At 66.9% G+C, this 18997-nt stretch carries 17 protein-coding genes; 10 read left to right on the top strand and 7 right to left on the bottom strand.

The window, feature by feature from the left end:
• Positions 1-47 precede the first annotated feature (47 nt).
• Positions 48-419: a twitching motility response regulator PilH gene (pilH, locus tag AC07M7_RS04445; protein WP_005410644.1), complete on the bottom strand. Its 372-nt coding sequence runs from the start codon at positions 417-419 to the stop codon at positions 48-50.
• 88 nt (positions 420-507) lie between these two features.
• Positions 508-1503 (bottom strand): YhdH/YhfP family quinone oxidoreductase, encoded by a 996-nt coding sequence (locus AC07M7_RS04450; RefSeq protein WP_337303086.1) that lies wholly within the window; start codon positions 1501-1503, stop codon positions 508-510.
• 153 nt (positions 1504-1656) lie between these two features.
• Between AC07M7_RS04450 and hflK the strand changes: the two genes are divergently transcribed.
• The 5 genes from hflK (at position 1657) to AC07M7_RS04475 (ending at position 6241) form a co-directional block, all read left to right on the top strand.
• Positions 1657-2790 (top strand): FtsH protease activity modulator HflK, encoded by a 1134-nt coding sequence (gene hflK / locus AC07M7_RS04455; RefSeq protein ID WP_046985091.1) that lies wholly within the window; start codon positions 1657-1659, stop codon positions 2788-2790.
• Positions 2787-3650: a protease modulator HflC gene (hflC, locus tag AC07M7_RS04460; RefSeq protein ID WP_010482785.1), complete on the top strand. Its 864-nt coding sequence runs from the start codon at positions 2787-2789 to the stop codon at positions 3648-3650. Before hflK ends, hflC begins: the two co-directional genes overlap by 4 nt.
• 67 nt (positions 3651-3717) lie before the next feature.
• A complete protein-coding gene (locus tag AC07M7_RS04465) occupies positions 3718-3903 on the top strand; it encodes a DUF2065 domain-containing protein (RefSeq protein ID WP_005410640.1) in 186 nt (61 codons plus the stop codon).
• Positions 3904-4185: 282 nt separating this feature from the next.
• Positions 4186-5478: an adenylosuccinate synthase gene (locus AC07M7_RS04470; protein ID WP_025877044.1), complete on the top strand. Its 1293-nt coding sequence runs from the start codon at positions 4186-4188 to the stop codon at positions 5476-5478.
• A 124-nt stretch (positions 5479-5602) separates the two neighbouring features.
• Complete coding sequence (locus AC07M7_RS04475; RefSeq protein WP_495206821.1) at positions 5603-6241, top strand: hypothetical protein; 639 nt, start codon at positions 5603-5605, stop codon at positions 6239-6241.
• A 30-nt stretch (positions 6242-6271) separates the two neighbouring features.
• Here the strand turns inward: AC07M7_RS04475 and AC07M7_RS04480 are convergent, their stop codons facing one another.
• Together AC07M7_RS04480 and AC07M7_RS04485 are read right to left on the bottom strand one after the other, a co-directional pair.
• Entirely contained in the window at positions 6272-6928 is a 657-nt protein-coding gene (locus AC07M7_RS04480) for a M23 family metallopeptidase (RefSeq protein ID WP_495206822.1), read from the bottom strand.
• Positions 6929-6932: 4 nt separating this feature from the next.
• Positions 6933-7898, bottom strand: a complete 966-nt coding sequence (locus AC07M7_RS04485) for a L,D-transpeptidase family protein (protein ID WP_495206823.1) — start codon at positions 7896-7898, stop codon at positions 6933-6935.
• A 234-nt stretch (positions 7899-8132) separates the two neighbouring features.
• Here AC07M7_RS04485 and AC07M7_RS04490 point away from each other — a divergent pair, with 234 nt between their 5' ends.
• Entirely contained in the window at positions 8133-10259 is a 2127-nt protein-coding gene (locus tag AC07M7_RS04490) for a methyl-accepting chemotaxis protein (protein WP_253079726.1), read from the top strand.
• A gap of 61 nt (positions 10260-10320) precedes the next feature.
• Positions 10321-10614, top strand: coding sequence for an alpha/beta fold hydrolase (locus AC07M7_RS04495; RefSeq protein ID WP_253079727.1), 294 nt, complete (start codon positions 10321-10323; stop codon positions 10612-10614).
• Here AC07M7_RS04495 and AC07M7_RS04500 read toward each other — a convergent pair.
• Together AC07M7_RS04500 and AC07M7_RS04505 are read right to left on the bottom strand one after the other, a co-directional pair.
• Positions 10611-11099, bottom strand: coding sequence for a hypothetical protein (locus AC07M7_RS04500; protein ID WP_495206824.1), 489 nt, complete (start codon positions 11097-11099; stop codon positions 10611-10613). The two genes, AC07M7_RS04495 and AC07M7_RS04500, sit on opposite strands and share 4 nt — an antisense overlap.
• Before the next feature lie 21 nt (positions 11100-11120).
• Positions 11121-13217 carry a catalase gene (locus AC07M7_RS04505; RefSeq protein WP_495206825.1) on the bottom strand — a complete coding sequence of 699 codons (2097 nt, stop codon included), beginning with the start codon at positions 13215-13217 and terminating at the stop codon, positions 11121-11123.
• Between the two features lie 117 nt (positions 13218-13334).
• Between AC07M7_RS04505 and AC07M7_RS04510 the strand changes: the two genes are divergently transcribed.
• The 3 genes from AC07M7_RS04510 (at position 13335) to AC07M7_RS04520 (ending at position 16020) form a co-directional block, all read left to right on the top strand.
• Entirely contained in the window at positions 13335-14057 is a 723-nt protein-coding gene (locus tag AC07M7_RS04510) for an AraC family transcriptional regulator (protein ID WP_136639061.1), read from the top strand.
• A gap of 81 nt (positions 14058-14138) precedes the next feature.
• Positions 14139-15506 carry an amino acid permease gene (locus tag AC07M7_RS04515; protein ID WP_428709692.1) on the top strand — a complete coding sequence of 456 codons (1368 nt, stop codon included), beginning with the start codon at positions 14139-14141 and terminating at the stop codon, positions 15504-15506.
• 103 nt (positions 15507-15609) lie between these two features.
• On the top strand, positions 15610-16020 hold the full coding sequence (locus AC07M7_RS04520; protein WP_495206826.1) for a VOC family protein: 411 nt from the start codon (positions 15610-15612) through the stop codon (positions 16018-16020).
• A 92-nt stretch (positions 16021-16112) separates the two neighbouring features.
• Here the strand turns inward: AC07M7_RS04520 and gcvP are convergent, their stop codons facing one another.
• Positions 16113-18980, bottom strand: a complete 2868-nt coding sequence (gcvP, locus tag AC07M7_RS04525; protein ID WP_495206827.1) for an aminomethyl-transferring glycine dehydrogenase — start codon at positions 18978-18980, stop codon at positions 16113-16115.
• Positions 18981-18997 lie beyond the last annotated feature (17 nt).

Below are 18997 nucleotides of genomic sequence, written 5' to 3' on the forward strand. Positions count from 1 at the left end.
ACCTACCAGAGCGGTGGGCCAAGCACGGTTGGCACCGCCAGGAAGCCTCAGCCCTGCCCGGCGAACACCCGCTCCAGCACCTCGGACAGTTCGTCTTCCGAGAACGGCTTGGTGATGTAGGCCTTGGCACCCTGGCGCATGCCCCACATGCGGTCGGTGTCCTGGTCCTTGGTGGTCACCAGGATCACCGGGATGTGCCGGGTCGCCTCGTCGCGCGCAAGCGTGCGGGTGGCCTGGAAGCCATTGAGGTTGGGCATCACCACGTCCATCAGGACCAGGTCAGGCAGCTCGGCCTTGGCGGTTTCCACGCCGGCCGCGCCATCGGTGGCGGTCAGGATCTGGTGCCCGAGCTTCTCGACGATGCGCTGTATCCCCAACAGCTGCGACGGTGAGTCGTCGACGATCAGAATGCGTGCCATGTTGTTCCCCATGTAATGCCCGCAGTGTAGTGCGGGCTCATTACCGGGGGGAGGGGCCCATCTGCCGTCCGTCGCCTGCCTGCGACGTTCAGTCGATCCGCACCACGGTGCGGCCCAGCGAACCGCCGGCCAGCATCCGCTCGAACACCGCCGGCAGGCCGTCCAGGCCGACTTCGGCGGTACAGATGCGGTCCAGGTGCTGCGGCTTCCACTCGTTGCCCAGTCGCGCCCACACCGCTTCGCGCAGCCCGCGCGGTGCATTGGCCGAGGACACGCCCAGCAGTGACACGCCGCGCAGGATGAACGGCATCACCGTCATGTCCAGTTTCGGGCTCGCCGCGAGGCCGGCGCTGACCACGCTGCCATAGGGCACGGTCTGCGCCAGCAGGCTGGCCAGCATGTCGCCTCCGGCATTGTCGAGGCCCCCGCCGAAGCGGGCGGACTGCAGTGGGCCGGTATCGGCCAACGCCTCACGTGGCAGCACTTCGGCGGCGCCGATGCCGCGCAGGAAGTCCGACTGCTCTGGCTTGCCGCTGACCGCGTGCACTGTGTAGCCGGCGCGGCTGAAGATGGACAGCGCCAGCGCGCCCACACCGCCGCTGGCACCGGTGACCGCCAGCGGGCCGAGCTCCGGGGTCTGCCGGTTGTCCTGCAGGCGCAGCAGGGCAAACGCCGCCGTGAAGCCGGCGGTGCCCAGCACCATTGCCTCGCGGGCACTCAGCCCGGCCGGCAGCGCGATCACCGCGCTCGATTCCAGCCGCACATATTGGCTGTAGCCGCCGTCGCGGGTTTCGCTGAGGCCGCAGCCGGTGGCCAGTACCGCATCGCCTTCACGCCAGGCCGGGTCGGTGGATGCCACCACGGTGCCGGCCACATCGATCCCGCCGACCAGCGGGAAGCGGCGCAGGATCCTACCCTTGCCGGTGCCCGCCAGCGCGTCCTTGTAGTTGACCGAAGACCACTGTGCGCGGATCAGCACCTGGCCGGGGTTGAGGTCGTCGACAGTGAGCTGGGCGAGGCCGGCGCGGTAACCGGCATCGTCATTTTCGATGCGGAAGGCGGTAAACGGGGTGGTGGGGGCCATCGGCGCTGCCTGACTTCGAGGAAAACGCCACCTTACCCCGTCGAGCCCCTTTCAATCCTGCCGGTCCGCCCCATCTTGTATGATCGGTAATGGTTTCACGGCTGGCGTTGCGGGAAGGGCCCGCGCCGCAGCCCACATCTTGATGGAGCGTGCATGGCCTGGAATACACCCGGCGGCAACAAGGGCGGACAAGGCCCCGAGAACAATCGACGCGGGCCGTTCGGGTCGCGCGGTGGTGGCAATGGTGGTGGCTGGGGCGGACTGCCCGGGCCGCTGAAGGACCTGTTCGACGGCGGCATCCTGCGTTGGGTCGCGGCGGCCGTGGTGCTGCTGGTGCTGTTCTCCAGCTTCCAGCTGATCGGCGAACAGCAGCGTGGCGTGGTGCTGCGCTTCGGCCAGTTCTCGCGGATCCTGCAGCCCGGCCCGAACTTCAAGCTGCCGTGGCCGATCGAATCGGTCACCAAGGTCAACGCCACCGAGATCAAGACCTTCTCGATCCAGGTACCGGTGCTGACCCGCGACGAGAACATCGTCAACGTCTCGCTGAACGTCCAGTACCGCATCGACGACCCGCAGCAGTACCTGTTCGGCACGGTTGATGCCAACCAGGTGCTGGAGCAGTCGGCGCAGAGTGCGGTCCGTGAGGAAGTCGGCCGCGCCGACCTCAACGCGGTGCTGAACAACCGTGGCCCGCTGGCCGTGGCCGCCGAGGAGCGCCTGCAGGCGCTGCTGAAGGCGTTCAAGACCGGCCTGACCGTGACCGGCCTGACCTTGCAGGACGCCCGTCCGCCGGAGGAAGTCAAGCCGGCCTTCGACGAGGTCAACGGTGCCCAGCAGGTCAAGGAACGCTTGATCAACGAAGCGCAGGCCTACGCCGCCAAGGTCGTGCCGGAAGCCCGAGGCCAGGCCTCGCGTGCCCGTACCACCGCAGAAGGCTACAAGCAGGCCGTGGTGTCCAAGGCCGAGGGTGACGCGCAGCGCTTCAGTCTGTTGCAGGCCCAGTACAAGGACGCCCCGGAAGTGACCCGCAAGCGCCTGTGGCTGGAGACCGTGCAGCAGGTGCTGAGCGAGAACCGCAAGGTGATCGGTGGCGATGGTCGCCAGCTGATCTATGTGCCGATGACCGGCGATACCCGTCCCAGCACGTCGGCTCCGGCCGCAGTAGCGAACCCGGACGTGGTGATGCCGTCGCTGCCGGGTGCAGCGGTGGAAGCTTCCCGTGATCCGGGCCGGCCGGTGGGCCGCCCGACCGGGCGACCGAGCGGCCGTGAGGAGGGCAGCCGATGAAGAGTCCTATCTGGATCGCCGTGATCGTGGCGGTGGTGCTGGGCCTGCTCGGCTCGGTGTACGTGGTCCGTGAGGACCAGACTGCCATGGTCCTGAACCTGGGCAAGGTGGTGCGTTCGGACATCAAGCCGGGCCTGCACTTCAAGGTGCCGGTGGTGGAAACGGTGAAGGTCTTCGACCGCCGCTTCCAGGTGCTCGACACCGCTCCGGCGCGCTACTTCACTGCCGAGCAGAAGGACGTCAGCGTCGACTTCTTCGCCATCGGCTACATCTCCAACGTGGGTGACTACTTCCGTGCCACCGGCGGCGATCCGCGTATCGCCAACGCCCGCCTGGCACCGATCATCACCGACTCGCTGCGCAACCAGATCAACTCGCGCACCCTGCAGCAGCTGGTCTCCGGCGACCGCAGCGAGCTGATCGCCGAGCAGCTGAAGGGGATCAACGAGGCCGTGGCTGGGCTGGGCATGCAGATGATCGACCTGCGCATCAAGCAGGTGGACCTGCCGACCGACAGCCAGGTGATCAACGACGTGTACGAGCGCATGCGCGCGCAGCGCAAGCAGGAAGCTGCCAAGCTGCGTGCAGAGGGCGAGGAGCAGTCGCTGACCATCCGTGCCCAGGCCGACCGTGACAGCACCGTGCTGATCGCCGAAGCCGAGCGTGATGCCCAGCGCCTGCGCGGTGAAGGCGATGCCGATGCGGCCCGCATCTACGGCAAGGCCGGCTCGGCCGATCCGTCCTTCTATGCGTTCTACCGCAGCCTGGAGGCCTACCGTGGCTCCATGACCGACGGCAACGGCGTGATCGTGCTCGACAAGAACGACCCGTTCCTGCAGTACCTGAAGAACGACCGCTGAGGTCGCAGGGCAGTACCCCACGGGGCCCGGCCAGATGCCGGGCCCCGTGCTTTTTCCGGAGTCCCCCATGAAAGATCTGTTCGCCGCCGTCTGCCTGGTGGCGGTGCTGGAAGGCCTGTTCCTGTTCGTCGCCCCGTTCGCCTGGAAGCGCATGGCCGAGCGCCTGCTTGACCTGCCCAGCCCGGCCCTGCGCAGCTTCGGCGGGCTGGTGCTGCTGGCTGGCCTGAGCCTCCTGTGGTGGGCGCGGCATTAGAAGGGTAGTGCCGGGGGGGGGGGGGCCGGCCAGCGGCCGGCACTACCGGGGCGGGGTGGCTGACCGGCCGGTGAAGCCGCCCGTCGGAAAGGTGGCACCGGACCCCGGAAACCCGGATAATGCACAAAAGCCGGACGGGCCTCCCCGTTCGGCTTTTTCTGTGTCTGGGCCTTCCATCGCCGGCTGCTCCCCGTTTGGAGCCGCCATCCAGGTGCTGGGCAGCCCCGCCACGGTTTACCCGTCCGCGGCCCCGATGGCCGCTACAAAATCGAGGAGCCCGTCATGGGTCAGTCTGTCGTAGTGTTGGGTGCCCAGTGGGGCGATGAAGGCAAGGGCAAGATCGTCGATCTGCTCACTGAGGAAATCGGCGCCGTCGTGCGCTTCCAGGGCGGCCACAATGCCGGCCACACCCTGGTCATCAACGGCAAGAAGACCGTCCTGCACCTGATCCCGTCGGGCATCCTGCGTGACGATGCGCTGTGCCTGATCGGCAACGGCGTGGTGATCTCACCGGCCGCGCTGCAGAAGGAAATCGCCGAGCTGGAAACCTCCGGCGTGGAAGTGCGTTCGCGCCTGAAGATCTCCCCGGCCGCGCCGCTGATCATGCCGTACCACATCGCCCTGGACCAGGCGCGCGAACGCGCTGCCGGCGGCAAGGCGATCGGCACCACCGGTCGTGGCATCGGCCCGGCCTACGAAGACAAGGTGGCGCGTCGCGGCATCCGCATCGCCGACCTGCATTATCCGAAGCAGCTGGAAGAACTCCTGCGCACCGCGCTGGATTACCACAACTTCGTGCTGACCAAGTACCTGAACACCGACGCCGTCGATTTCCAGAAGACCTTCGATGAAGCACTGGCCTTCGGCGAGTACGTGCAGCCGATGAAGTCCGACGTGGCCGGCATCCTGCACGACCTGCGCAAGCAGGGTAAGCGCGTGCTGTTCGAAGGTGCGCAGGGCGCGCTGCTGGACATCGACCACGGTACCTACCCGTACGTCACCAGCTCCAACACCACCGTCGGTGGTGCGCTGGCCGGTGCCGGCGTCGGTGCTGACGCGATCGACTACGTGCTGGGCATCGCCAAGGCCTACGCGACCCGCGTTGGCGGCGGCCCGTTCCCGACCGAGCTGGACGATGAAATCGGCCAGGGCATCCGCGACCGCGGCGCCGAATACGGTGCCTCGACCGGCCGCCCGCGTCGCTGCGGCTGGATGGACATCGTCGCGCTGAAGCGCGCCGTGGCCATCAATGGCATCAGCGGCCTGTGCATCACCAAGCTGGACGTGCTGGACGGCATGGAAAAGCTGAAGGTCTGCATCGCCTACGAGTACAACGGCAAGCGCACCGAGTACGCGCCGCTGGACGCGCAGGGCTGGGAAGAGTGCACCCCGGTGTACCTGGAGTTCCCGGGCTGGACCGAAAACACCCACGGCATCACCAACTGGGATGACCTGCCGCCGGCCGCACGCGCCTACCTGCGTTCGCTGGAAGAGCTGGCCGGCTGCCCGATCAGCATCGTCTCCACCGGCCCGGACCGCGACCACACCATGGTCCTGCAGGATCCGTTCGCCTGAGTGATGCGGCGATGCCGGGTTCTGCCCGGCACCGCTGGAAGAAAAAGCCCCGCGAAAGCGGGGCTTTTTCGTTACTGTGTCGCCAAGGCCAGCGGGGAAGCGACGCGATGACCAGGATGTCAGCGTGAAGGGCGAGACAGTAGTGCGGATCACCCTGTGGGTGCTGTGGAGCCTGTGGGCGCTTGCCTGCGTGGTGCTGGTGCTGGGCGCGATCGCCAATCACGTGGCCTCACGCACGCAGGTGCTGCCTCTGGTGCTGAACCCGGGTACGACGGCCGAGATCACGGTCTACCGTTTCATTGATGACCAACTTCGGCTGCGCCTGCGTTATGCGGATGACGGTACTGCCACGGTGATCGATCCTGAGGTACGCCTGCGCGCGGAAACCCCGACAGATCAGACTGACTTCCGCGCCGACACGCGCTCGGGCGCGCCGTGCTCCGACATCACCCGCGCGCTGGAATCGGTTGAACCTGGTGGATTTGCCGCCTCGTATTTCGGTTATGGCCGAGGGGATGCGCTGCCGCGCGGTCGTTCCTGGCTGCGGCTGACCGTGCTGGAGGTCGACCCGGCGCTGGCCGGTCGCGCGGCCTCGGTGGAACTGCTGCCGCCGATGGACGTGCTGAAGCTGACCGACCTGGACTATGTGTGGTTGTGGCCGTTCTTTTTCTGGAAGGTGGCGGCGTTGTTGCTGCTGGTTCCAGGCATCGCACTGGTGATCTTCACCATCGCGCTGCGCAGGCAGCGTCCACGCGCTGCCTAGGCGCCACGACCAGACCATGCGGGTTGCGACTTAATCCCCTCCGTCCCCTTTTGTCAGCAATGGATAGGGATTGATCGACTCGCCTTTCCACCACTGCTTCTCCGGGCCCAGCACGTGCACTTCGAAATGCAGGTGCGGGGCTGCGGGGTTGGCGTTGCCGGTGCTGCCGACGTAACCGATCACATCGCCGCGCTTGATGGTCTGCTTCTCGGCCAGGCCGTCGGCGTAGCGCTGCAGGTGCGCGTAGTAGTAGCACCAGCGACCGCTGGGTTCGAACTGATAGATGGTCAGGCCGCCGCGTTCGCTGTCGAACAGCTTCTCGACATGGCCATCGGCCACCGCCAGCACCGGTGTGCCGGCAGTAGCCATGATGTCGATCGCATCGTGCACGCGGCCTTCGCTGCGTGCGTCGGTGAAGGTGTCCTGCAGTTGCGACGGTGCAATGCCCTGTACCGGCAGCAGCAGACCGGAGGGTGTGTCGCCCGTTGCTGCTGGGGCGGGCGCGGCGATTGCCGTTGTCGCCTGCTCCACGGGTACGGCACGGGCGCTGTCGGCCGCAGCGGAGGTCTGCGCCACTGCAAGGGGGCGGGCATCCCTGTCATCGGACGGCGCGCCATCGCGCTGCAGCCACCATCCGGCTGCCACGCCCATCACCAGCCCCAGTACGATCAATTGCGCTAGTCGCATCGGCTCACTCCTGCATGACGACCGGTACCGAGGTATCCACCGCTGCAGCCACGCGCAGCGCATCCCAGTTGGTCATGCGCACGCAGCCGTGCGATTCGGTCTTGCCGACATGGCCGGGCACCGGCGTGCCGTGCAGGCCGTAATGGGGTTTGGACAGGTCGATCCAGACCCGGCCGACCGGATTGTTAGGCCCGGGCGGAATCGTGGCCTTGCGATCGCCCTTCCTGGCATCCCAGAACAGCTTCGGGTTGTAGTGGAATGGCGGGTCCGGGTAGACGCCGAGGATCTTCCACTCACCGATCGGCAGCGGGTCGTGCTCGCTGCCCGACGACACCGGTACCTGCGCGATCACCTTGCCCTGCGCGTCCAGCAGCTGCAGGGTGGAGTCGGATTTGTCGACCACCAGTTTGGCGGCCTTGGGCAATGCAGCGGGCGCAACATTGGGCACCTGGATGCGGCTGCCGGCCTTGCTCAGATCCACACCGGGATTGAGCGCCTTCAGCAGCTCCGGTGCGGCATGGAAGCGTTCGCCCAGCGATTCCTCCACGCTGCTGAAGCCGAGTGCCTTCAGCTTGGCCTGGTCGGCGGGCTTTTTGGGAACCGCAACGAACGGACCGGCCACGTCCTCTGCGGTCAGCGTGTAGCTGGCAAGGGGGCCGACCGAGTCGGCCTGCAGGGCCTTCCAGGTGGCGTCGTCCAGTTCGCCGCTGACCGTCAGTCCGTGCGCTGCCTGGAAGCCGGACACCGCGCGGCGTTGATTGCTGCCCACTTCGCCATCGATTTCGCCCGGAGAGAAATTGGCGCGGTCCAGAAGCACCTGGGCGTGCAGGGGCGAGTGCGCCGCCGTGTCAAGGCCGGCCTTTTCGGCGATGGGTGCTGGCAGGCCGGCGGGCGGGGGCGTCTGCGCAAAAGCGGGCGACATCAGCAGCGACAGGGCGAGCAGGGCGGGGCGGCATACGGGCATGGGCATCTCCAGGCAGATCTCGCCTCCACCCTGCCCGTAGAGGCTGCGCAGCCGCCGTGAAAGAAAACTGATGCCAGCATGAGCAGTGGGGCCGCGCCGCCGGGCCATCCTCCCGCCGCAGAAGCGGGAGGCCGGATCTCACCAAGGTGAACGGCTTCCGACGCGGTCGAGCGGGAGGCGATCAAGATTCCGGGCTGGCGGGCCGATATGGGCGCATCCCCCCCGTTTTGGATTCACCCCATGAACTACTTGAGGAACGTCAGGGTCGCCTGGCGTCTTGGGCTTGGCTTTGGCCTGTTGTTGCTGCTGGTTGCCGCCGTGGTCGCTACCGGTGCCACCGCCACCATGGTGCAGAAGCGTGCGATGGAGCAGGTGGTCGAGGTCGGCGTAGCCAAGGTGCGGCTGCTGTCGGAGATGCTTGATGCCAACAACCAGATGATGGTCGTGCGCCGCGAGATGCTGATCCGCCAGGGCGAAGACCGTGCCAACGACGAGCAGCGCATCGCCGATCTGGTCAAGCGCTACGAGGCCAGTTGGACGGCCTACCAGGCCCTGCCCGGCGATGCCGAAGGCAAGGTGATCGGCGAGACCATCGCCGCCAAGCGCGCGATCGCCCGTCCGCTCAACAAGCAGACCAGCGAACTGATGGAACAGGGCGATTTCCCCGGCGCCGTAGCGCTGACCCTGGGCCCGGTGCAGGAAGCGGCCAATGGCTGGAACAAGGCACTGGCCGATGGCGTGGCCTATGAAGAAAAGGAAAGCCGCGAGGCCGCTGCCGAGGCGATCCGCCTGGGCGAGCGCAGCCTGCTGCAGCTGCTGGTGCTGGGTGGGGTGGCGCTGCTGGCAGGCATCGCCGCATCGGTGCTGATCGGTCGCAGCATGACCGGCCCGCTGGCGCGTGCAGTGCAGCTGGCCGAGCGCCTGTCCAAGGGTGAACTGGACCAGGAATTCCGCCTGGGTGGCCGTGACGAGCTGACCCAGCTCGGCGAGGCCATGGCCAGCGTGCGCCAGAGCGTGCAGGCCGCCATCGGCGCGCAGCTGCAGATGGCCGAGCAGCATGAAGCCGGCGCGATCCGTTACCGGATGGACGCCAGTGCGTTCCCCGGCGACTTCGGCCGCATGGTGCAGGCCACCAACCACCTGGTCGAATCGCACGTGCAGGTGCAGCTGCTGATGGCCGAGGTGATGCAGCGCTATGCCATCGGCGACCTCAGCCGCGATCTGCCCGAGTACCCGGGTGAGAAGGGCACGCTGACCCGTACCCTGGCGGCGGTGAAGCAGAGCCTGATGGCGATCAACGCGCAGATCGATGAACTGGCCCGTGCCGCGCGCGCTGGCGATTTCAGCGTGCGTGGCGACGCCGCGGCATTCCAGTACCAGTTCCAGGCGATGGTCAACCACCTCAACGGCATGATGGCCAGTTCGCAGGCCAGCATCGCCGATGTCTCCGACGTGCTGCGCGCCATCTCGCATGGCAACCTCACCGCGCGCATGGAGGGCGAGTACGAGGGCGTGTTCGCGCGCATGCGTGACGATGCCAATGCCACCACCACGCAGCTGACCGGAATCGTGCGTGGCATCCAGGTGGCCGCCGACAGCATCAACAACGCGGCACAGGAACTGGCGGCCGGCAACAACGATCTGTCGCGCCGTACCGAACAACAGGCCGCGAATCTGGAAGAGGCTGCCGCCTCGATGGAAGAGCTGACCTCGACCGTGCGCCAGAACGCCGAGCTGGCACGTCAGGCCGACAGCGAAGCGCATGCGGCCGGCGTTGCCGTGCGCGAGACCGAGCAGGCCATGGCGCAGATGGCCACGGTGATGGGCGAGATCGACCAGTCTTCGGCGCGCATTTCGGAAATCTCCACGGTGATCGATGGCATCGCCTTCCAGACCAACATCCTGGCGCTGAACGCTGCTGTGGAAGCGGCGCGTGCCGGCGAACAGGGCCGCGGCTTCGCGGTGGTGGCCAGCGAAGTGCGTACGCTGGCACAGCGTGCCGGTGTCGCTGCCAAGGAGATCAAGGAATTGATCGAGGACGCCGCCGCCAAGGTGCAGAGTGGTCTGGCCGTGACCGTGGAATCGGAAGCCGCCATTGCCCGCGTGGCCCAGGCGAGCTCGCGTACCACCCAGCTGATGAGCGACATCGCCGCCGCCAGCAAGGAACAGGCGGCCGGCATCGAGCAGGTCAACCAGGTGGTGGTGCAGATGGACCAGGTGACCCAGCAGAACGCTGCGCTGGTGGAAGAGGCGACCGCTGCCAGCCGCGCGCTGGAAGAGCAGGCGCATGCGCTGACCACGTCGGTGTCGGTATTCCAGCTGGAGCAGGGAGCGCGCATGCCCATCGTGCCTGCACGCGCGGCGTAGGACAACGGCAGCGCGATGTTGGATAACGCCCTGCATGCGATGACCCGCATGCAGGGCGTCGATGCTGCGCGATGCGTTGGCTCAGATTCCAGCGACCACGTTGCGGCAGCGCGCCGCAGCGACCCTGCGGGTGGACGTACGCGCATTGCTGCCGCAGATCGGGGTGCCGACGCTGTGCCTGCAGGCGGGCCATGACCGGCAGCTGTGGCCGCCGAGCGTAGCCGAGCTGCAGACCCTGCTGCCGGACGCGCGGCATGTTGCCCTTGAAGGGCCGCATCTGCTGTTGCAGGCCTGTGCCGAACCGGCCGCCGCAGTGGTGGCCGGTTGGGTGAGGGCGCTGCCCGCTACCGGCTAACTGCCGGCGCGGGTGCGTGCGGCCTTCTTCGCCGCGGTCTTGCGTACCACCTTTTTTGCTGCACGGGTCTTCGCGGCCTTCTTCGCTGCGGTGCTGCGTGAGGCGCTCTTCTGCGTTGCCTTCGCGGCGGCCGCCTTCTTTGCAGGGACAGTCGCAGGGGCCTTCTTCACCACCTTCTTTGCAGCAGTCTTCCTGGTGGCGGTCGTCTTCGCAGGCGTCTTTTTCGCAGCGGTCTTCTTCGCCACCTTCTTTGCAGGCGCCTTGCTTGCGGAAGCCTTCTTCGCCGTTGTCTTTCTGGCCACCTTCTTCGTTGCCTTGCGCGCGCCGCCGCTGCGCTTGCCACCACCATCCTGCTTGTTCACGGTGGCCCAGGCGATGCGCTCGGCGGTGCCTTCGCTGGCACCACGTTCGCGCTCGCTCTCTTCGATATGCTCGGCCTGGCGCTTCTGTTTGTCGGTATAGGCGGATTTGTCACCACGGGGCATGGGGATTCTCCTGTCGGATGGTCAGGCCAGCAGGCGCAGCTTCGGCTCGCGGGCCCACTGGCGGGTGGCGGCAGCGGCGATGAAGGCCTTGATGTCTTCGGCCTCCACGGTGCCGGCATCGTTGCCGACGCGCGCTGCCTTCAGCAGGGCCTGTGCGCCTTCGTCACTGGCGATGGCTTTCAGGTGCGCCCAGGCATCGCTGACAAAGCCCACGGCTGCCGCTTCCTTGGCCAAGGCCTTGCCGGCGTCGGCACTCAGCACTACCGCTACTGCATCGAACACCACCGACGGGGTACCGGCCAGCTGTCCATCGGCGGCCTGCACCTTGCCGTCGCTGAGTGTGGCACCACCGATTTTAGGTGTGATCAGCTTGACGCTGGCGCCGGCCTTTTCGGCGGCCTTGCGCAGAGTGGCGATCACCCGTGTGTCGGAGCCCTCGTCGAACAGGATGCCGATGCAGCGCCCCTGCAGCAGGGGCTTGTTGCGGCCGATCACGCGGACCTCGGGTGCGGCGGGCAGGTCCTGTGCAGGGGTTGCCGTCGGTGCCGGGGCGGGCAGGGTGCCCAGTGCCAGCCCGTCGGCCACGCGCTTGGCCAGGCCTTCGTCGATGTTGCGCAGATGGCTGACGGTGCGCACGCGCACCTTCTCGGTTTCCACCTTCGACAGCTCGAACACCAGCGCCGAGGCCAGGTGCGCCTGTTCCGGTTTTTCCAGGCTGCGGAAGAACATCCGCGCCTGGCTGTAGTGGTCGGCAAAGCTCTCCGCGCGGGTGCGGCCCTTGCGCCCATCATCGGCGCTGGCGTGGCTGCGGAAACCGGCAGGCGTCTCGCGAGGGCTGTCTTCCTGCAGCGAGCTGGGGTCGTAGGCCACGCGCCCCTTCGGCACCTGCATCTGCATGTGGCCATCGCGCTGGTGGTTGGCGAACGGGCACTTCGGTGCGTTGATCGGAATCTGGTTGAAGTTCGGTCCGCCCAGGCGGATCAGCTGGGTATCCAGATAGGAGAACAGCCGCCCCTGCAGCAGCGGGTCGTTGCTGAAATCGATGCCCGGCGGCACGTTGGCCGGGCAGAAGGCGACCTGCTCGGTCTCGGCGAAGAAGTTGTCCGGCCAGCGGTCCAGCACCATGCGTCCGATCACCTGCAGCGGCACCAGCGACTCGGGGATGATCTTGGTCGGGTCCAGGTGGTCGAACGGGAAGCCATCGGCCTGTTTTTCGGTGAACAGCTGCACGGCCAGCTCCCACTCGGGGAAGTCGCCGCGCTGGATCGCCTCGAACAGGTCGCGGCGGTGGAAATCGTTGTCGGCGGCCTGCAGCTTCAGCGCCTCGTCCCAGATCGTGGACTGCAGCCCCAGCTTCGGACGCCAATGGAACTTGACGAAGGTGGAATTTCCTTCCTCATCCAGCAGGCGGAAGCTGTGGATGCCGAAGCCTTCGATGGTGCGCAGCGAGCGCGGGATCGTGCGGTCACTCATCGCCCACATGATCATGTGCATCGACTCGGGCATCAGCGAGACGAAATCCCAGAACGTATCGTGCGCGCTGGCCGCCTGCGGGAACGCGCGGTCCGGTTCCATCTTCACCGCATGGATCAGGTCGGGGAACTTGATCGCATCCTGGATGAAGAACACCGGAATGTTGTTGCCGACCAGGTCCCAGTTGCCTTCCCTGGTGTAGAACTTCACCGCGAAGCCGCGCACGTCGCGCGGGGTGTCGACCGAGCCTGCGCCGCCGGCAACCGTGGAGAAGCGGGTGAACACCGGCGTCTTCACCCCGACCTCGGTGAGGATCTTCGCCCGGGTCACCTTGCCCAGCGACCGGGTCAGTTCGAAGAAGCCGTGGGCAGCCGAACCGCGCGCGTGGACGATGCGCTCGGGAATGCGTTCGTGGTCGAAGTGGGTGATCTTCTCGCGCAGCAGGAAGTCTTCCAGCAAGGTCGGCCCACGCGGCCCCTGGCGCAGGGAATTCTGGTTGTCGACGACCGGGATGCCCTGGTTGCTGGTCAGTACCGGATGGGCGCCTCCTGCCAGCTGATGCAGTTCATCGCCCTGGCCGCGGCTGTCACGGTCGGCGGAGGGAGTGGCGGGAGCGCGCTTGCCGGTCGGCTTGCTGGCGGCCATGGAGGTTCTCCTGGAGCGGGTAGGGGCAGACTCCGGACACTGGCGCGGGTGGCGTTAATCCCCAGTCCCCTGGGGGTGAACGCGCAGGGAAATCGGCGGCTCGGGTATGCTTGCCGCATGCGAGTCGAACCCGCCGACATCGAAGCCCTGTTCGACGCCATTCCGGACGTGCTGTTCTTCATGAAGGATCGCCAGGGCCGCTACACCTACGTCAACCAGACCATGCTGCGACGGCTGGGCCTGCGTGCGCGCAAGGACGTGATCGGCCGTACCGCGGCCGAGATCTACCCGACCGGCCTCAGTGCGGATTACGTCGACCAGGACGCCCGTGTGCTGTCCGGCGAGGTGATCGAGAACCTGATGGAGCTGCACCTGTTCGCCAACCGCGAACCGGGCTGGTGCCTGACCTGCAAGCGCCCGCTGGTGGTCGACGGGGCGATCGAGGGCCTGATCGGCATTTCCCGGGACCTTGGCCAGAAGGACAGCCTGGGCGCCCAGTACGAGCAGCTGCGGCTGGCGCTGGCCCACCTCAATGCGCACTACGCCGAGAACGTGCGCATGCAGACCCTGCTGGACATCACCGGCTTCTCGCTGTCCAAGCTGGAGCGCAGTTTCCGCAAAGTGTTCCAGATGACCCCGCAGCAGGTGTTGACCCGGCTGCGGATCCAGATGGCCATGCACCTGCTGCATGGCGACGACAGCATCGCCTGCATCGGCCAGGCCTGCGGTTTCAGCGACCAGAGCGCCTTTACCCGCAAGTTCAAGGCTGAAACCGGCTTCTCGCCGCGAGCCTACCGGGCCCGTATTGGTGGGAACGTCGGCGAGCCAGCGCTGGCCTGAGCCGCCTGCTGCGCTGTGCCTATCCCCGTGGGCATGGGACAGGGTAAGGTGTCGCCCCTGTAGCCGCCGCCAGCCCTGCCGATGCCCAACTCGATTCCGACCGCTTCGCCGTCCCGCCTCGGGCACTCGCTCAAGCCCCGCCAGCTGATCATGATGGGGCTGGGCAGCGCCATCGGCGCCGGCCTGTTCCTCGGCTCGGGCGTGGGTGTGCAGGCGGCCGGTCCCGCGGTGCTGGTGTCGTATCTGGTGGCTGGCGCGCTGGTGATCATCGTAATGAACGCGCTGGGCGAGATGGCGGCGGCCAAACCGACCAGCGGTGCGTTCTCGGTATATGCGGCCGACGCCATGGGCGCTACCGCTGGCGCCACCGTGGGCTGGCTGTGGTGGGTGCAGCTGGTGATCGTGATCGCCGCCGAGGCCGTCGGCGCAGCCGGGCTGCTGGCCTCGGTCTGGCCGGTGATACCGGTGCCGATGGCTGCGCTGGCCTTCATGCTGTTCTTCACCGCGATCAACCTGCTCGGAGTGAAGAACTTCGGCGAGTTCGAATTCTGGTTCGCCATCCTCAAGGTTGCGGCGATCCTGGCCTTCATCGCCATCGGCGTGGCGCTGCTGATGGGCTGGCTGCCGCAGGTGACCTCGCCGGGCCTGAGCAACTTCACCGAGCATGGCGGCTTCGCGCCCAAGGGGCTGGCCGGTATTGGCGCGGCACTGCTGGTTGTCGTTTTTGCCTTTGGCGGCACCGAGATCGTGGCGGTCGCCGCAGCCGAAACCGAAGATCCCGAGCGCAGCATCGCCCGTGCCATCCGCACCGTGGCCTGGCGCATCCTGGTGTTCTACATCGGCTCGCTGAGCGTGATCATCGCCGTGGTGCCGTGGACCAGCGAGGCGCTGAAGTCGCCGTTCGCTGCGGTGCTGGATATCGCCCGCATCCCGGGCGCAGGTACGGCCATCACCCTGATCGCCGTGATCGCGCTGCTGTCGGCGCTCAATGCCAACCTCTACGGCGCCTCGCGCATGATGTATTCGCTGGCGCAGCGTCGTGAAGCGCCGGCCGTGCTCGGCTGGACCGACCCGCGCCAGGTGCCGGTGATCGCCGTGCTGGCCAGCGTGCTGTTCGGCTTTGCCGCCACGGTGATGGAACTGCTGTTCCCGGACCGGGTACTGCCGGTGCTGCTGAACATCGTCGGTTCCACCTGCCTGCTGGTGTGGACGCTGTCGCTGGTCTCGCAGCTGGTGCTGCGCCGCCGCGCCGACCGCCTCGGCACCCGCCTGCCGTTCCGCATGGCCGGTTTCCCATGGCTGACCGTCTGTGCGCTGGGCATCCTGGCACTGATCTTCGGCCTGCTGCTGAGCGAGTCGCATACCCGGCTGCAGTTCCTGTCGATGGTGGCGCTGACCGCCACGATCGCCGCCGGCAGTGCCATCGCACGGCGCATGCGCGAGGCGTGATTGATGCTGCCGGCCAGCGGCCGGCACTACCACGGGGGCTGCACATCCGCCGTGCCATCCTGATCGTGTGGGCCGTCACCGGCCCGTCGACCAGGAGTACCGCATGCTGCGCAGTCGCCCCTTCCTGATGTTCACCGGCCAGGCCGAGGCCGCCCTGGCCCTGTACGCCGAAGCCTTCGCCGATTTCCGCCTGCTGGCAATGCAGCGCCATCCGGACGGCGCCGGTGCCGGCGTGCCGGGGCAGGTGCGCCAGGCCAACTTCCTGCTCGGCGGCACCCATTACCTGTGCTTTGACAGCCTGGATGTGCACGATTTCACCTTCTCGCCATCGATCTCGCTGTTCGTGGAGTGTTCCGGCGCCGAGCAGTTCGAACGTGCCGCACGCGCACTGGGCGAGGGCGGCCATTGGTTGATGCCGGTGGGCGACTATGACTTCAGCAACCGCTACGGCTGGGTGCAGGACCGCTTCGGCGTGTCGTGGCAGTTGAGCCTGGGGCAGATGCCGGATCCGTGATCGGAAGTTTGTGGGTGTGGACCTTGGTCCACACGCCCTTATGAAAACGGCCCGCTTGCGCGGGCCGTTTTCTTTACCGATGCAGCGAGGAATCAAGCCTCGACTTCATCATCCTTGTAGGCATCGACCGGGATGCAGGCGCACATCACGTTCTTGTCGCCGTACACGTTGTCGACGCGAGCCACCGGCGGCCAGTACTTCTGCAGCTTCAGGCTCGGCAGCGGGAACGCAGCCAGTTCACGCGGGTAGGCGTGGGTCCACTCGCTGGCGGTCACTGCGGTGGCAGTGTGCGGCGCGTTCTTCAGCGGGTTGTCCTCGCGGTCCAGGCGGCCGTCTTCGATCGCGGTGATCTCTTCGCGGATCTGGATCATCGCGTCGATGAAGCGATCCAGCTCATGCAGCGATTCGCTTTCGGTCGGTTCGACCATCAGCGTTCCGGCCACCGGGAAGCTCAGGGTCGGGGCATGGAAGCCGAAGTCGATCAGGCGCTTGGCCACGTCTTCGGCACCGATGCCGCTGGTCTTCTCCAGCGGGCGCACGTCCAGGATGCACTCGTGTGCCACCAGGCCGTTGCGGCCGGTGTACAGGGTCTTGAAGTGCGGAGCCAGGCGCTTGGCGATGTAGTTGGCGTTGAGCTGGGCGACCTGGGTGGCCTTGCGCAGGCCTTCGGTACCCATCATCGCGATGTACATCCAGCTGATCGGCAGGATCGAGGCGCTGCCGAAGCTGGCCGCGCTGACCATGCCGACCGGGCCGTGGTCCCCCAGCTTGCCCGGCAGGAACGGCGCCAGGTGCTCCTTGACCGCGCACGGGCCAACGCCCGGGCCGCCGCCGCCGTGCGGGATGCAGAAGGTCTTGTGCAGGTTCAGGTGGGAAACGTCCGAACCCCACTTGCCCGGCTTGGCCACGCCGACCAGAGCGTTCATGTTGGCACCGTCGGTGTACACCTGGCCGCCGTGCTTGTGGATGATCTCGCAGATCTCCACCACCTCTTCCTCGAACACGCCGTGCGTGGACGGGTAGGTCATCATGATCGCGGCCAGGCGGTCGCTGTACTTCTCGGCGTTGAGGCGGATGTCCTCGACGTCGACGTTACCGTTGGCGTCGGTCTTGGTCACCACCACCTTCATGCCGCACATCTGCGCCGAGGCCGGGTTGGTGCCGTGCGCCGAGTCCGGGATAAGGCAGATGTCACGATGGTCTTCGCCGCGCGAACGGTGGTAGGCACGGATCGCCAGCAGGCCGGCATACTCGCCCTGCGCGCCGGAGTTCGGCTGCAGGCTCACTGCGTCGTAGCCGGTGCATTCGACCAGCATCGCTTCCAGCGAGTCGATCAGTTCCTTGTAGCCCAGCGCCTGGTCGGCCGGCACCAGCGGATGGATCTGCGAGAACTCCGGCCAGGTCACCGGAATCATCTCGGCGGTGGCGTTGAGCTTCATGGTGCACGAGCCCAGCGGGATCATCGTGCGGTCCATCGCCAGGTCCTTGTCGGCCAGCGAGCGCAGGTAGCGCAGCAGCTCGTGCTCGCTGTGGTGGGTGTTGAATACCGGGTGGGTCAGGAATTCAGACTGGCGCAGCAGGCCGGCCGGCAGGGCGTCGGCGGTGCTGGCATCCAGTGCGTCCACGTCCAGCGAAGCACCGAACACGGCAGCCACGGCCACGATGTCGGCGCGGGTGGTGGTTTCGTCCAGGCTGATGCCGACCGAGTCGCTGTCGATCGCACGCAGGTTGTAACCGGCGGCACGGGCCTTGGCGTGGATCTCATCGGCGTGCACGCCGGTGACATGCAGGGTGTCGAAGAAGTCACCACCGACCTGCACGCCGGCCTTGCGCAGTGCCGCAGCCAGGATCGAAGCCAGGCGGTGGGTGCGGCGCGCGATGCGGGTCAGGCCTTCCGGGCCGTGGTAGACGGCATACATCGAGGCCATCACCGCCAGCAGCACCTGCGCGGTGCAGATGTTGGACGTGGCCTTCTCGCGACGGATGTGCTGCTCGCGGGTCTGCAGGGTCAGGCGGTAGGCCGGGTTGCCCTGCGCGTCGATCGAGACGCCGATCAGGCGGCCCGGCATCGAACGCTTGTAGGCGTCACGGCAGGCCATGAACGCAGCATGCGGGCCACCGAAGCCGAACGGCACGCCGAAACGCTGGCTGTTGCCGACCACGATGTCCGCGCCCCATTCGCCGGGGGCGGTCAGCAGGGTCAGCGCCAGCAGGTCGGTGGCAACCGCCACCAGGCCGCCGCGTGCATGCACCGCATCGACCAGCGCCTTGTAATCGCCCACCTGGCCGAAGGTATCCGGATACTGCAGCAGCAGGCCGAAGGCTTCCGCTTCCAGCGCTTCGGCCGGGGTGCCGACGCGCAGCACGATGCCCATCGGTTCGGCGCGGGTACGCAGCAGTTCCAGCGTCTGCGGGTGTACGGCGTCGTGCACGAAGAAGGTGTCCGACTTCGACTTGGCCGAGCGCTTGGCCAGGGTCATCGCTTCGGCGGCGGCGGTCGCTTCGTCCAGCAGCGAGGCGTTGGCGATTTCCATGCCGGTCAGGTCGGCGCACAGGGTCTGGAAGTTGATCAGCGCTTCCATGCGGCCCTGCGAGATTTCCGCCTGGTACGGGGTGTAGGCGGTGTACCAGGCCGGGTTTTCCAGGATGTTGCGCAGGATCACGTTCGGCGTGTGGGTGCCGTAGTAGCCCTGGCCGATGAAGCTGCGCAGTACGGTGTTCTTGTCGGCGATCGCGCGGATCTTCGCCAGCGCCTGCACTTCGGTGATCGACTCCGGCAGCGCCAGCGGTGCCGGCGACTTGATCTTGGCCGGCACAATGGCATCGGTCATCGCATCCAGCGAGGCGTGGCCGATGACGCCGAGCATCTGCGCGATCTCGGCATCGTTGGGGCCGATGTGGCGCTCGACGAAGGCCGAATGATGCTCGAGCTCACGCAGGGAAGGGGTGTTCTGGGACATGGCGAAGGATCCGTCAG

It is taken from the genome of Stenotrophomonas sp. GW821-FHT09E08, from assembly GCF_059416125.1.

What these genes read in the sequence shown, in the direction of transcription:
- pilH (WP_005410644.1), bottom strand. Translation starts at nt 419, where the DNA reads ATGGCACGCATTCTGATCGTCGACGACTCACCGTCGCAGCTGTTGGGG.
- AC07M7_RS04450 (WP_337303086.1), bottom strand. Translation starts at nt 1,503, where the DNA reads ATGGCCCCCACCACCCCGTTTACCGCCTTCCGCATCGAAAATGACGAT.
- hflK (WP_046985091.1), top strand. Translation starts at nt 1,657, where the DNA reads ATGGCCTGGAATACACCCGGCGGCAACAAGGGCGGACAAGGCCCCGAG.
- hflC (WP_010482785.1), top strand. Translation starts at nt 2,787, where the DNA reads ATGAAGAGTCCTATCTGGATCGCCGTGATCGTGGCGGTGGTGCTGGGC.
- AC07M7_RS04465 (WP_005410640.1), top strand. Translation starts at nt 3,718, where the DNA reads ATGAAAGATCTGTTCGCCGCCGTCTGCCTGGTGGCGGTGCTGGAAGGC.
- AC07M7_RS04470 (WP_025877044.1), top strand. Translation starts at nt 4,186, where the DNA reads ATGGGTCAGTCTGTCGTAGTGTTGGGTGCCCAGTGGGGCGATGAAGGC.
- AC07M7_RS04480 (WP_495206822.1), bottom strand. Translation starts at nt 6,928, where the DNA reads ATGCGACTAGCGCAATTGATCGTACTGGGGCTGGTGATGGGCGTGGCA.
- AC07M7_RS04485 (WP_495206823.1), bottom strand. Translation starts at nt 7,898, where the DNA reads ATGCCCATGCCCGTATGCCGCCCCGCCCTGCTCGCCCTGTCGCTGCTG.
- AC07M7_RS04490 (WP_253079726.1), top strand. Translation starts at nt 8,133, where the DNA reads ATGAACTACTTGAGGAACGTCAGGGTCGCCTGGCGTCTTGGGCTTGGC.
- AC07M7_RS04495 (WP_253079727.1), top strand. Translation starts at nt 10,321, where the DNA reads ATGCTGCGCGATGCGTTGGCTCAGATTCCAGCGACCACGTTGCGGCAG.
- AC07M7_RS04500 (WP_495206824.1), bottom strand. Translation starts at nt 11,099, where the DNA reads ATGCCCCGTGGTGACAAATCCGCCTATACCGACAAACAGAAGCGCCAG.
- AC07M7_RS04505 (WP_495206825.1), bottom strand. Translation starts at nt 13,217, where the DNA reads ATGGCCGCCAGCAAGCCGACCGGCAAGCGCGCTCCCGCCACTCCCTCC.
- AC07M7_RS04510 (WP_136639061.1), top strand. Translation starts at nt 13,335, where the DNA reads ATGCGAGTCGAACCCGCCGACATCGAAGCCCTGTTCGACGCCATTCCG.
- AC07M7_RS04515 (WP_428709692.1), top strand. Translation starts at nt 14,139, where the DNA reads ATGCCCAACTCGATTCCGACCGCTTCGCCGTCCCGCCTCGGGCACTCG.
- AC07M7_RS04520 (WP_495206826.1), top strand. Translation starts at nt 15,610, where the DNA reads ATGCTGCGCAGTCGCCCCTTCCTGATGTTCACCGGCCAGGCCGAGGCC.
- gcvP (WP_495206827.1), bottom strand. Translation starts at nt 18,980, where the DNA reads ATGTCCCAGAACACCCCTTCCCTGCGTGAGCTCGAGCATCATTCGGCC.